At 72.1% G+C, this 13,046-nt stretch carries 9 protein-coding genes; 6 read left to right on the top strand and 3 right to left on the bottom strand.

The genetic code is table 11. From position 1 onward, the window contains the following. Positions 1-143 precede the first annotated feature (143 nt). From FF096_RS08210 to FF096_RS08190, 5 genes are all read left to right on the top strand, one after another. On the top strand, positions 144-2,561 hold the full coding sequence (locus FF096_RS08210) for a bifunctional diguanylate cyclase/phosphodiesterase (protein WP_155215869.1): 2,418 nt from the start codon (positions 144-146) through the stop codon (positions 2,559-2,561). A 187-nt stretch (positions 2,562-2,748) separates the two neighbouring features. Beyond that, entirely contained in the window at positions 2,749-3,054 is a 306-nt protein-coding gene (gene gatC / locus FF096_RS08205) for an Asp-tRNA(Asn)/Glu-tRNA(Gln) amidotransferase subunit GatC (RefSeq protein WP_155215867.1), read from the top strand. Next, positions 3,051-4,526: an Asp-tRNA(Asn)/Glu-tRNA(Gln) amidotransferase subunit GatA gene (gene gatA, locus FF096_RS08200; protein WP_155215865.1), complete on the top strand. Its 1,476-nt coding sequence runs from the start codon at positions 3,051-3,053 to the stop codon at positions 4,524-4,526. The genes gatC and gatA overlap by 4 nt, the downstream gene beginning before the upstream one ends. Before the next feature lie 13 nt (positions 4,527-4,539). Continuing rightward, a complete protein-coding gene (gene gatB / locus FF096_RS08195; protein ID WP_155215863.1) occupies positions 4,540-6,039 on the top strand; it encodes an Asp-tRNA(Asn)/Glu-tRNA(Gln) amidotransferase subunit GatB in 1,500 nt (499 codons plus the stop codon). Positions 6,040-6,190: 151 nt separating this feature from the next. After that, on the top strand, positions 6,191-8,548 hold the full coding sequence (locus tag FF096_RS08190; protein WP_309222930.1) for a pyruvate dehydrogenase: 2,358 nt from the start codon (positions 6,191-6,193) through the stop codon (positions 8,546-8,548). 204 nt (positions 8,549-8,752) lie between these two features. On the opposite strand, the gene FF096_RS08185 is transcribed toward FF096_RS08190, so the two are convergent. Beyond that, positions 8,753-10,345 (bottom strand): metallophosphoesterase, encoded by a 1,593-nt coding sequence (locus FF096_RS08185; protein WP_155215861.1) that lies wholly within the window; start codon positions 10,343-10,345, stop codon positions 8,753-8,755. Between the two features lie 66 nt (positions 10,346-10,411). Continuing rightward, positions 10,412-11,635: a sorbosone dehydrogenase family protein gene (locus FF096_RS08180; RefSeq protein ID WP_155215859.1), complete on the bottom strand. Its 1,224-nt coding sequence runs from the start codon at positions 11,633-11,635 to the stop codon at positions 10,412-10,414. A 38-nt stretch (positions 11,636-11,673) separates the two neighbouring features. Between FF096_RS08180 and FF096_RS08175 the strand changes: the two genes are divergently transcribed. Then, complete coding sequence (locus FF096_RS08175; RefSeq protein WP_309222899.1) at positions 11,674-12,600, top strand: 2-hydroxyacid dehydrogenase; 927 nt, start codon at positions 11,674-11,676, stop codon at positions 12,598-12,600. On the opposite strand, the gene FF096_RS08170 is transcribed toward FF096_RS08175, so the two are convergent. After that, a complete protein-coding gene (locus tag FF096_RS08170) occupies positions 12,594-12,971 on the bottom strand; it encodes a PH domain-containing protein (protein WP_155215857.1) in 378 nt (125 codons plus the stop codon). The genes FF096_RS08175 and FF096_RS08170 overlap by 7 nt on opposite strands. Positions 12,972-13,046 lie beyond the last annotated feature (75 nt).

Raw genomic sequence — 13,046 nt, 5'->3', positions numbered from 1 at the left:
GATCTTTACGACACTCTGTCAGATACCAACTTAATTACGACTACGACCGATTCGTGGCTGTCGCGGCGGTTAAGTGGGTGGTAGGGCGTTTCATTGGGGCACGGCGCGTGAGACCACGGGCCGGTCTCGTGCCGGGAGGTGTGATGGAGTCGCCCGATCCGCGCAACCTCGTGCCGCCCGGGCGGACCGCGCAGTTCTCGACGTTCGTCGCGGCCGTCGTCCTGGTGGCCGTGCTCGTCTCGGCGAACGGGCTGGTGTCCCTCGCCTCGACCCTGCCTGACCTGCCGGCGGCGTTCTGGACGATGGGGGTGCTCGCCGTGGCCTGCGACGCGCGCCCCTTCCTGCCGCCCGGTCGACGGCAGTCCTCCTCGGCCGTCTTCCCCTCGACCTGCTTCACCTTCGCGATCCTGCTCGGCTGGGGGCTCGGCCCCGCGGTCGCGGTGCAGACGATCGCCGTGGTGGTGTCGGGTGTCAGGATGCGGCACGCGCCCTGGCGGACCGCCTTCAACGCCGGGCAGTACGCCTGCTCGCTGTCCGCCGCGTACGCGATGACCCGGCTCGGGCCGGGCGGTGTCTACGACGGCGGGGCGTTGGGCTGGACCGACATCGCCGCGATCGGCGGTGCCGGGGTCGCCTGGTTCGCGGTCAACTACGGCTTGGTCACCGCCGCGGTGCGACTGCGCTTCGGCGAGCGGTGGTGGCCCAACGCGTGGCGCGGCCTGCCCTTCGAGCTGCTCTCCACCGGGTCGTTGTTGCTGCTCGCGCCGGTGCTGGTCACCGCCGCGAGGGCGAGTGCCGCCCTGGTGCCGCTGGTGCTGGTGCCGCTGTTCGCGGTCTACCGGATGGCCCGGCTCACCGTGGAGCAGCACCAGTTGGCCGCGCTCGACCCGCTCACCGGGCTACCCAACCGCAAGGCGTTGCTCGCGGAGGTCAACGAGCAGGTGCACCGACACGCCGAGCGTGCCGCCCGAGGCGAGCCCGACACCCGCCTCGCCCTGCTGCTGATCGACCTGGACCGCTTCAAGAACGTCAACGACGCGCTCGGCCACGCGGTAGGCGACCGCCTCCTGGTGGAGGTCAGCGCCCGGTTGACCGACGTGGTCGCGCCCCCGCAGATGGTCGCCCGGCTCGGTGGCGACGAGTTCGCGATCGTGATGACCGGGCTGACCGACGTCGGCGAGGCCCGCGCGTTGGCCGACCAGGTCGTCCAGGCTCTCGCCGAGCCGGTGCCACTGGACGGGCTGCCCCTGGACGTCGGTGGCTCCATCGGCATCGCCCTCTACCCGGAACACGGTCGGGACTTCGCCACCCTGATGCGGCACGCGGACGTGGCGATGTACGACGCGAAGCACCGCAACGACACGGTGGCCGTCTACACCGCCGAGTCCGACCACCACTCCGCCGAGGGGTTGAGCCTGCTGGCCGACCTGCGCCGGGTGCTGGAGGCCGGTGCGTCGGGGCGGGCGGACGGGTCCGTACCGGACGAGGTGGGCACCGTACGCGGCGGGGACGGGGCGGTCCTGCCCGTCGCCTCGGTGGAGGAGTCGACCGGTACCCGATGGTGGAGCCGGCGGCGGCGACGCCCCCGGTTGGTGGACCACGACGACGAGCTGATCGCCCGGATCATCACCGGCGCGGACCCGACCCTGCGCCGGGCGACCCGGACCGGGCGAGCGGACGACGCGGTAGACGGCGGTGCGGAGCTGCCGACCCCCGTCGACCGGCCCGCCGCCGAACGGTCCCCCGACGACCGACCCGGCGTCGAGCCGGGCATCGACGCGGGCGAGATCATGTTGTATTACCAGCCGCAGGTCGCCATCGCCACCGGCGAGGTGGTCGGGGTGGAGGCGTTGCTGCGCTGGCGACACCCACGCCGGGGCATGGTCGACCCGGAGGAACTGATCCGGGTCGCCGAGCAGAGCGCGGTGATGCGGCTGCTCACCCGCCGCGTCGTCGACGACGTGGTGGAGCAGCTCGCCAAATGGTCGGCCGCCGGTATCGGGTTGCGGGCGGCGGTCAACGTCAGCGTGCGGGACCTGCACACCGGGGAGATCGCCGACCAGATCGCCGACCGCCTCGTCCGCTACGGCGTGGCCCCCGAGCGGCTGCAACTGGAGATCACCGAGGGTGCGCTGATGGCCGACCCGCGCCGGGTGCTGACCACCATCACCCGGCTGCACCGGATCGGGGTGGGCATCGCGCTGGACGACTTCGGCACCGGTTACTCCTCGCTACAGCACCTGCGCCGGCTGCCGCTGTCGGAGGTGAAGGTCGACCGATCGTTCGTCCTCGGCATGGCGGAGGACCCGGACGACGCGGCGATCGTCCGGTCCACGATCGAGCTGGCCAAGGCGCTGGGACTGCGGGTGGTGGCCGAGGGTGTGGAGGACGAGCGGACCTGGCGGATGCTGCACACGGCCGGTTGCGACGCCGCCCAGGGCTGGTTCTACGCCCGGCCGATGCCGGCGGAGGAACTGGTCGCCTGGTTGGCCCGGTACCGCCCGCTGCGCCCGCTCGGCGGCCACGACGAGGCGGAGGCACCGCGCCGACACGCCCGCTGACCCCGGTGGAGCCGCCCGGGACCGGTGGCGTCGGTCGAGGCGGGAGCAGCCGGGCCGGGCGCTCGGGGAGGCGGCACCGGCCCGCCGGGCGGGAAACAATAGACTCGCTGCCGTCACCGCGCGTCGGGTACCCGGCGGCGGTGGGCGCAGGTCAGGCAGACGCAGTACAGCCACGAAGGGGGCACCGATGGCCGCCATCTCCCGCGAGGAGGTCGCGCACCTGGCGCGACTGTCGCGGCTCGCCGTGACGGAGGAGGAGCTGGACACCTTCGCCGGTCAGCTCGATGTGATCCTTCAGTCGGTCGCGCAGGTGGGCGAGGTCGCCGCCGCGGACATCCCGCCGACGTCCCACTCGGTGCCGCTGACCAACGTGCTCCGCGCGGACGTCGTGACGCCGTGCCTGACACCCGAGGAAGCGTTGTCGGGTGCCCCCGACGCGGAGGAGCAGCGGTTCCGCGTACCGCGGATCCTGGACGAGGATGTGGCCTCATGACCGATGTCACCGCAATGACCGCGACGCAGATCGCCGGGCTCGTCGCCACCGGTGCGGCCTCCGCCGTCGAGGTCACCCAGGCCCACCTGGACCGGATCGCCGCCGTCGACGGCCGGATCAACGCCTTCCTGCACGTCGACACCGAAGGCGCGTTGGCCGCCGCCCGGGACATCGACGCCCGTCGGGCAGCCGGTGAGGAACTGGGCCCGCTGGCCGGTGTGCCGGTCGCGGTCAAGGACGTGCTCACCACCAAGGGCGTGCCGACCACCGTCGGGTCGAAGATCCTCGAAGGTTGGCGTCCGCCGTACGACTCGACGATCGTGGAGCGGCTGCGCGCCGCCGGCACGGTGATGCTCGGCAAGACCAACATGGACGAGTTCGCGATGGGCTCCTCCACGGAGTACTCGGCGTACGGGCCGACCCGCAACCCCTGGGACACCGACCGCATCCCGGGCGGCTCCGGTGGGGGAAGCGCCGCGGCGCTCGCCGCGTACGAGGCGCCGCTGGCGATCGGCTCGGACACCGGAGGCTCGATCCGCCAGCCCGGCGCGGTCACCGGCACCGTCGGCGCGAAGCCGACCTACGGCGGCACCTCCCGGTACGGCCTGGTGGCCTTCTCCTCCTCGCTGGACACTCCCGGCCCGTGCGCGCGTACCGTGCTCGACGCGGCGCTGCTGCACGCGGCGATCGGCGGGCACGATCCGCGTGACTCCACCTCCATCCCGGCCCCGGTGCCGGACGTGGTGGCCGCGGCGAAGCTCGGCGCGACCGGCGACCTGAGCGGGGTACGCCTCGGCATCGTCACCGAGTTCGGCGGCGAGGGAGCGGAGCCCGGGGTGACCGCCGCCTTCAACGAGGCCGTCGCCACGTTGACCAAACTCGGCGCGGAGATCGTCGAGGTCTCCTGCCCGCACTTCCGCTACGCGCTGCCGGCGTACTACCTGATCGCGCCCAGCGAATGCTCCTCGAACCTGGCCCGCTTCGACGGCGTCCGGTTCGGGCTGCGGACCGGCGACGACGGCAACCGGTCGCTGGAGGAGGTCATGTCGCTGACCCGGGAGGCCGGCTTCGGCCCCGAGGTCAAGCGCCGCATCATGCTCGGCACGTACGCGCTCTCCTCGGGCTACTACGACGCCTACTACGGGCAGGCACAGAAGGTCCGTACGCTGATCACCCGCGACTTCACCGCCGCGTTCGAACGGGTCGACGCGCTGATCTCGCCGACCACCCCGTTCGTCGCCTTCCCCCTCGGCGCGCGTACCTCCGACCCGTACCAGATGTACCTTGCCGACCTGTTCACCATTCCGAGCAACCTGTACGGCGGACCGGGCATCTCGGTGCCGTGCGGGCTCTCCGACGGGCTGCCGGTCGGACTTCAGGTGATGGCACCGACGCTGGCCGACGACCGGATGTACCGGGTCGCCGCCGCGTTGGAGAGCGCCGTCGGCACGTTCACCCCACCGGCACTGTGAGGCAGGAGCACAGATGACCACGACACTGCCCGCGTACGACGAGGTCGTCGCGCGCTACGAGCCGGTGATCGGCCTGGAGACGCACGTCGAGCTGGGCACGAACACCAAGATGTTCTGCGGCTGCCCGACCGACTTCGGTGGCGAGCCGAACACCCGGGTCTGCCCGGTCTGCCTGGGGCTGCCCGGCTCCCTGCCGGTGGCGAACGCCGCCGCGATCGAGGCCACCATCCGGATCGGTCTGGCGTTGAACTGCTCCATCGCGACGTGGTGCCGGTTCGCCCGGAAGAACTACTTCTACCCGGACATGCCGAAGAACTTCCAGATCAGCCAGTACGACGAGCCGCTCTGCGTCGACGGTTACCTGGACGTCGACGTCAACGGCGAGACGGTGCGGATCGGCATCGAGCGGGTGCACCTGGAGGAGGACACCGGCAAGACGCTGCACGTCGGCGGTGCCACCGGCCGGATCCACGGTGCCACCGAGTCGCTGGTCGACTACAACCGGGCGGGCATCCCGCTGGTGGAGATCGTCACCAAGCCGATCCCGGGCACCGGGGCGTTGGCACCGGAGGTGGCGCGGGCGTACGTCACCGAGCTGCGCGACGTGATCCGCAGCCTGGGCGTCTCCGACGTACGCATGGAGGAAGGCTCCCTGCGCTGCGACGTGAACACCTCGCTGAACCTGCCGGGGCAGGAGTGGGGCACCCGGACGGAGACCAAGAACGTCAACTCGCTGCGCTCGGTGGAGCGGGCGGTCCGGTCCGAGATGCTGCGCCAGGCCGCCGTCCTCGACGCGGGAGGCCGGATCACCCAGGAGACCCGGCACTTCCATGAGGACACCGGGGACACGACCCCTGGGCGGTCCAAGGAGACCGCCACCGACTACCGGTACTTCCCGGAGCCGGACCTGGTCCCGCTCGCGCCGGACCCGGCCTGGGTGGCGGAGCTGAAGGCCGCCCTGCCGGAGCTGCCCCGGCTGCACCGCCGCCGGCTCCAGCAGGATTGGGGCCTGTCCGAGGCGGACATGCAGTCGGTGCTCAACGCCGGTGCGGTCGAGCTGATCGAGGCCACGGTGGCGGCTGGTGCGACACCGGCGGCGGCCCGCAAGTGGTGGCTGGGCGAGCTGTCCCGGCGGGCCAACGAGACGGGTGTGGAACTGGCCGACGTCGGTGCCACCCCGGCCCAGGTCGCGGAGCTTCAAGGGCTGGTCGACGCCGGGAAGCTCAACGACAAGCTGGCCCGTACCGTGCTGGAGGGCGTGGTCGCCGGTGAGGGTTCGCCGACCGAGATCATGACCAACCGCAAGCTGGAGGTCGTCTCCGACACCGGCGCGCTGACCGCGGCGGTGGACGAGGCGATCGCGGCCAACTCGGCCATCGCCGACAAGGTCCGCAGCGGCAAGGTGGCGGCGGCCGGTGCGCTCGTCGGCGCGGTCATGAAGGCCACCCGTGGGCAGGCCGACGCCCAGACCGTCCGCACCCTGATCCTGGAGCGTCTCGGCGTCGAGGGCTGAGCGCTCCGCAACCCGGTCCTGGACGCGCTTCAGGGCCGGGTTCTCCGAGGCCGCCGTCGTGACCCGGCGGCGGCCCGTGGTCCCGCCCGGCGGGCGGGACCGGCACCACCCCGGCGAGGGCGTCAACGGCGACGCCCGGATGGAGTTGACCGTGAACCAGCACGACCTCGATGTCCTTGACGAGATCCAGCGGCGGGTGCTGTGGCTCGCGACGCGGATCGTGGACGCGGCCAACCACGATCGCGGTACCGGCGACGGGGTGAAGGTCGGCGGGCACCAGGCGTCGAGCGCCTCGCTGGTCACCGCGATGACCGCGCTGTGGTTCGCCCACCTGGACGCCGAGGACCGGGTCGCGGTGAAACCGCACGCCTCTCCGGTCTTCCACGCCATCCAGTACCTGCTGGGCAACCTGGACCGGTCGTACCTGCCCCGGCTGCGGGCGCGCGGCGGGCTCCAGTCGTACCCGTCGCGGACGAAGGACCCGGACGAGGTGGACTTCTCCACCGGTTCGGTGGGGCTCGGTGCCGCCGCGCCGCTGTTCGCCGCGGTGACCCGGCGCTACGTCGACGCCCACTTCGGGGCGCGTCCGCACTCCCGGTTCGTCGCCCTGATCGGTGACGCCGAGCTGGACGAGGGCAACATCTGGGAGGCCGTCGCCGACCCGGCGACCACCGGGCTGGGCAACGTGATGTGGGTGGTCGACTTCAACCGTCAGTCGCTGGACCGGGTCGTCCCCGGGGTACGCATCGACCAGTGGCGCGGCCAGTTCGAGGCCGCCGGCTGGCACGTGGTCGAGGTGAAGTACGGTCGGCGGCTCGCCGAGGCGTACGACCGGCCGGGCGGGTCGGTGCTGCGCGACTGGATCGACGCGATGCCGAACGAGCAGTACCAGTCGTTGTTCGGGCTGACCGGGCCGGCACTGCGCAAGCAGTTCCTGGACGGGGCACCCGAGGGCGTCGAGGCGTTGCTGACCGACGTCTCCGACGAGGACCTTGGCCCGCTCGTCACCGACCTGGGCGGGCACGACCTGGCGGCGATGCTGGACGCGTACGCCCAGTGTGACGCGGTGACCGACCGGCCGAGCGTGGTGTTCGCGTACACCGTCAAGGGGTGGGGGTTGCCGATCGCCGGTAACCCGCGCAACCACTCTGCGCTGTTGACCCGCGAACAGGTCGACGCGTTGCGCGCCGCGCAGGGGTTGACCCGGGACACCGAGTGGGACCGTCTCGACCCGGCGTCGCCGGCCGGGATCCGGGCCGGGCAGCGTCGCGAGGCACTGTCCCGCGCGCCCCGCGAGCGTGCGCTCGGGGTCGCCGTCCCGCAGAGCACGAACGTACGCGCCAACAAGCCGATCTCCACCCAGGAGGTCTTCGGTCGGGTGCTGGTCGACCTGGCTCGCGACCCGCAGGTCGGTCGGTATCTCGTCACCACCGCGCCGGACGTGGCCACCTCCACCAACCTGGCCGGATTCATCAACAAGACCGGGGTGTTCGCCCCGACCGCCCAGCGTTCCTGGTCGTCGGACCGGATGCTGCGCTGGACGGAGAGCCCTGAGGGCCAGCACATCGAGCTGGGCATCTCCGAGATGAATCTGTTCCTGCTGCTCGGCCAGCTCGGCCTGGCGTGGGACCTGTCCGGGCAGCCGCTGCTGCCGGTCGGCACCGTCTACGACCCGTTCGTGCTGCGCGGGCTGGACGCCTTCCTCTACGGCACCTACTCGGGTTCCCGGTTCGTCGTCGCCGGCACCCCGTCCGGGATCACCCTCGCCCCGGAGGGTGGCGCCCACCAGTCGACCATCACCGCGAGCGTGGGCCTGGAACTGCCCGGGGTGACCTTCGTCGAACCCGCGTACGCGGCCAGCCTCGACTGGCTGCTCTGCGACGCGTTCGGGCACATCGCCGGCGCGACCCGGTCGACACCGACAGCGGTGCCGGCCGAGGACGGGGCGTACTACTTCCGGCTGAGCACCCGGCCGGTGGACCAGGCGCCGTTCGAGGCGGCGCGGGCCCGCCTCGGCGACGCGGTGCTGCGTCGGCAGGTGCTGGCCGGGGCGTACCGACTGGTCGACGCCCACCAGGCGTACCCGCACCTGGCCGACGCGCCGACGGTGCAGCTGGCCGCCTCCGGGGCGGTGCTGCCCGAGGTGCTGGCCGCCGCGGCGGAACTGGCCGACGAGGGGGTCGCCGCCCACGTCGTCGACGTGACCAGCCTGGACCGGCTGTACCGGGCCTGGCAGCGCACCCTGCGTCAGGGCGTACGCACGGCGACCGTGCCGAGCGTGCCCGGCGCGCTGCGGTCCGCCTTCGCCGACCGGGTGCCGGTGGTCACCGTGCACGACGCCGCCTCGCACGCCATGGCCTGGCTCGGCTCGGCGGTCGGCGCTCCCGCCGTTCCGCTCGGCGTCGACGAGTTCGGCCAGTCCGGCACCGTCTCCGACCTCTACGACCTGCACGACCTGCTCCCCGGCAGCATCGTCAACGCCGCCCTAGCCGCCCTCTCCCTCCGCTAACAGCCCCCCGCACCCCCCGCCCCCCCCGCCCCCCCCGCCCCCCGCCCCGCACCCCCCGGCCCCCCGCGCCGTGCCCGCCCCGGTGATCAAGAAGTTTTGGTCACCGTGGAGCGCTCTCCGTGACCAAAACTTCTTGATCACCGGGGCTAGAGGGGGGCGCGGGGGCGCGGGGGGTGGGGGGTGGGAGGTAACGGGGTGGGGGGGTTAGCGGGTGGGGGTGGGGGTTGGGGTGGGGGTGGTTTGGGGGGAGGTGGGGGGTGGGGCGATGACGGTACGTTCGAGATTCACCTGGGCCTGGCCGGTGCCGCCGACGGTGATGTCGTCGTACGCCTGGAGCCGCTTCTCCTGGTCGAAGTAGAGCACCGTCATCGCCAGCGGGGTCGGCTCGTCGCTTTCCAGCCCGCGCAGCCCGGCACCGCCGGTGGAACCCTGCACCATCAGCGTGGTGGTCTGCTGGCCGGGCACCTCCGGCAGCGTGTTGAGCTGCCGGTCGTGGGTGTGCCCGGCGAGCACCAGCGGGCAGGTGCCGGAGAGCGGGCCGGCGGAGGCGGGGTCGTGCACCAGTGCGATGTCGACCGGCCGGGGCGAGCTGCGGATGGTCGCGGCGAGCTTCTCACCGTTGCTGATCAGCTGATCGGCGGTGGGTTGGCTCAACCCGCCGCTGGCCGGCGAGGTGCTCTTGTCCGGGGTGAACCGGGGATCGCCGATCCCGGCGATGGTGAGCCCGGCGACCGTGGTCGTGGTGTTGTCCAGCACGATCGCGTTGGGCTGACGGGCCACCGCCGCCGCCGTACGGCCCGAGTCGTGGTTGCCCCGGATGTACACGTACGGCTTTTCGAGCAGGCTGATCGATCCGACGTAGGACGCCTCCGGCTCGCTGCCCCAGTCGGTGATGTCGCCGGTGTCGACCACCACGTCGATGCCGAACTGCTCCGTGACGGTCCGGATGAGCTGCCAGGCGCTCGGGTTGAGGTGCAGGTCGGAGATGTGCAGTACCCGGGTGGTGCCCGGCTCCGGTTCGTACACCGGCAGCGCCGACACCGTCGTGTACAGCTGGGTGACGTTGCCGATGAGACGTTGGAGCTGCTCGGCGTACCGGGTGTAGTCGTCGGCGATCTTGCGTACGTCGCCGACGATCGCCGGGGCGTTGACCAGCAGTCCCTCGTACCGGGGCTCCTCGATCGACTGGGGCCGGATGGTCGCCGCGGCGGTGCCCAGACTTCCGGCCGTGATCAACAGCGCCAGGCCACCGGCCCAGGCGGCCCGGCGGGTGTCGCGGAACACCAGCAGCGCCAACACCAGGGTGGTGAGTACGCAGGAGCCGATCGTCCGTAGCCCGAGCCGCATCACCCCCTCCCGGACCTCGTCGACGGCCGACTGGGTGGCCCGGTTGAGGCTCGCCGGATCGTCGATCAGCGCCTCGACGCGGCTCTGGTCCAGCGCGCCCAACTGCACGGTCAGGTGGGTCGGCCCGTCGTGGCTGCGGAGCATCAGCGAACCCAGCGGCGGGATGTTGACGGTGGTGCCGCCGGTGGTCGAGGGCGACACGGACAGCCGGGCCTGGAACGGCCCGATGTCGGTGCCCACGTTTCCGCCCGCTACGACACCGGCGAACACACCGACCAGCGTGACGGCCAGGACGGCACCGGCCACGCCGAGGCGGTGCGGCCATCGACGTCGCCCCCCATCACGACGCGGTACGGCGATGCGTCGCATCGAGGGGAAGCGGCGCGGCCGACCGGTGGGGGTTTCCCCGTCCCGATCGCGGCGCGGCTCCTCGTTCTGCTGACCGTCCATGCTGAGATTCTGACCTGCCCGACGAAGGATCTTGGCAAACCTGTGATGACGGGTCGGGTGACCGCGTCAGCTGCGTCCGGCACCGCCACCGGAGAAGACGAGGCGCAGCAACCGGTCGTCCTCGGGTACCGGCCGACCACGCCCGTCGTGGTTGGAGGTGCTGACCCAGAGCGAGCCGTCCGGGGCGGCGGCGATCGCCCGCAGTCGCCCGTACCGCTCGGTCAGCAGTTCCTGCGGTTGACCGAGGACCGTGCCGGTCTCGGTCAGCTCGACCAGCCAGAGTCGCTGACCGCGCAGGCAGGCGGTGGCGAGCATCCGTTCCGTCGCGGCCAGGCCGGAGCAGGACGCCTCGTCGGTCGACCACTGCACGATCGGATCCACGTACCGCTTGTCGCCCTCGCGCCCCTCGACCTCGGGCCAGCCGTAGTTCTTGCCCTTGGTGATCTGGTTGATCTCGTCCCAGGTGTTCTGGCCGAACTCGACGGCGTACATCCGTTCACCGGCCCAGGCGATGCCCTGCACGTTGCGGTGGCCGAGGGACCAGACCGGGGAGTTCGGGAAGGGGTTCCCGGGGGCCGGCTTCCCCTCCGGCGTGATTCGCAGGATCTTGCCCCCGAGCTGCTTGACGTCCTGCGACTGGTCGGTCTCCCCGGCGTCGCCGGTGCTGACGTAGAGGTGCCCGTCGGGGCCGAACGCCAGGCCGCCGCCGTTGTGGATGCCGGCCTTGGGGATGCCGGTGAGAATCGGAGTCGGCGCCTCACCGAGCCGCAGTCGGGCCACCCGGTTGTCCCGCTCGGCGGTGTAGTAGACGAAGACGGTGCGGTTCTGGGCGAACTCCGGAGACACCGCGATGCCCAGCAGACCACCCTCGCCGCCGGCGGTCACATCCTCGATGGTCTGCACCTCGGTGACCTTCAGACCGTCCTTGGTCGACTCGGGCCCGACCTGGACGATGCGGCCACTGTCACGTTCGGTGACCAGAGCGCCGCCGTCCGGCAGGAAGGCGATCCCCCACGGCACCCGCAACCCCTGGGCGAGCACGGTGGTGACGACCTCCTGGTCGCCGTTGCCCGGGGTGAGGGTGGGGCGGGGCAGGTTCGGCGGCTCGCCGGCCGGGTCGGGTTCCGGATCCCCGAGACTGCAACCGCTGGCGACGAGCAGCAACGTCGCGCAGGCCGCCACGAGGGCGGCTCGGACCTGACGGGCGCGGAGGTACGGGGGAGCGCTCACCCGCCCCAGAGTAGCCCGCCCGGCCCCGCCCCGTGGAAGGCCAGGCGGGCCGACCCCCATCGGCTGGTCGGCCCGTCTGGACGCCTATCGTCGGCGAGGTGAAGGTATGGATTCCGCACGAGGCCGGCCACGCCTTGCTCGGCGAGCTGCCGCCGGAGGTCACCGTCGAGACGATGGAGGATCCGGCGAAGCTGCCCTCACCGGTGGCCGGCGTCCGGTTCTGGGTACCGCCCTTCCTGGCCGGTGGGGAGGCCGTGGCGCTGCTGCACGAGCTGCCTGACCTGGCGGTGGTGCAGCTGCTCTCGGCCGGTGCGGACGCCTGGGTGGGACGGGTACCGGCCGGTGTCACGCTCTGTGACGCTCGTGGGGTGCACGACCCGTCGACCGCCGAGTGGGTGGTCGCGGCGATCCTGTCCCAGCTGCGCGCGTTCCCGGCCATGGCTCGGGCCCAGGCCCGGCGACAGTGGGCGTACGACGAGGTGGCTCCCACCGACGAGCTGGCCGGCAAGCGGGTGCTGATCGTCGGGGCGGGTTCGATCGGCACCGCGCTGCGGGACCGGCTGACGCCGTTCGAGGTCGAGTTCACGCTGGTAGCCCGGACCGCCCGGCCCGAGCAGGGTGTGCACGGCGTCGACGAACTGCCGCGCCTTCTGCCGCAGGCCGATGTCGTGGTGCTGTTGGTGCCGCTGACCGAGCAGACCCGCGGGCTGGTCGACGAGACGTTCCTCGCCGCGATGCGCGACGGCGCGCTGCTGGTGAACGCCGCCCGAGGGCCGGTGGCTCGGACCGACGTCCTGGTCGCCGAGCTTGCCACCGGACGGATCTCCGCCGCTCTGGACGTGACCGACCCCGAGCCGCTCCCCGCCGACCACCCGCTCTGGGAGATGCCGAACGTGCTGCTCACGCCACATGTGGCCGGCTCGGTGCGGGGCCTGCTGCCCAGGGCGTACCGCCTGGTCGGTCAGCAGATCCGACGGTTCGCGGCTGGCGAGCCACCGCGCAACGTGGTGGTGGACGGCTACTGATTCGAGTCGGGCGCGGCGCGCCCAGCCGCGGCCGCCAGCCGGGACAGGTCCTCGCGGCGGACGGCCGGAAGCATGAACCAGCGGCCGTCGTCGAGTTGGGCCACCGCCCGACCACGTGGGTCGGCGGTCAGCTCGACCACCTGCTCCCAGGAGATCCGGCGCTCGCCGGCGAGCGCCCGGACGCGCAGTCCACGGGCGTCGGCGTCGGTCCCGGCCCGCCAGGCCCAGACGGCCACCGCCACCGGGACCAGCAGCACCGGCAGCAGATAGGGGCGGGCACTGGCCAGTGGGAGAGCGCCGATGGTGGCGACGATCGCCCCGACCAGGATGGCCTGGTTGTGCCGGAATCGTGCGGTGTCGGTGCGAGGCATGACCAGATGATCCCACCCGGGTCGCGACGGCCAACGGTGGGCCGAGACCGTCGGGTGGAACACCTCCCGGGCGGA

Origin of the sequence: Micromonospora sp. CP22 (assembly GCF_009712475.1) — a bacterium.
GTDB lineage: Bacteria > Actinomycetota > Actinomycetes > Mycobacteriales > Micromonosporaceae > Micromonospora.
Note: the sequence above shows the minus strand (reverse complement) of the source record. Positions and strands in the feature narration are given on the sequence as shown.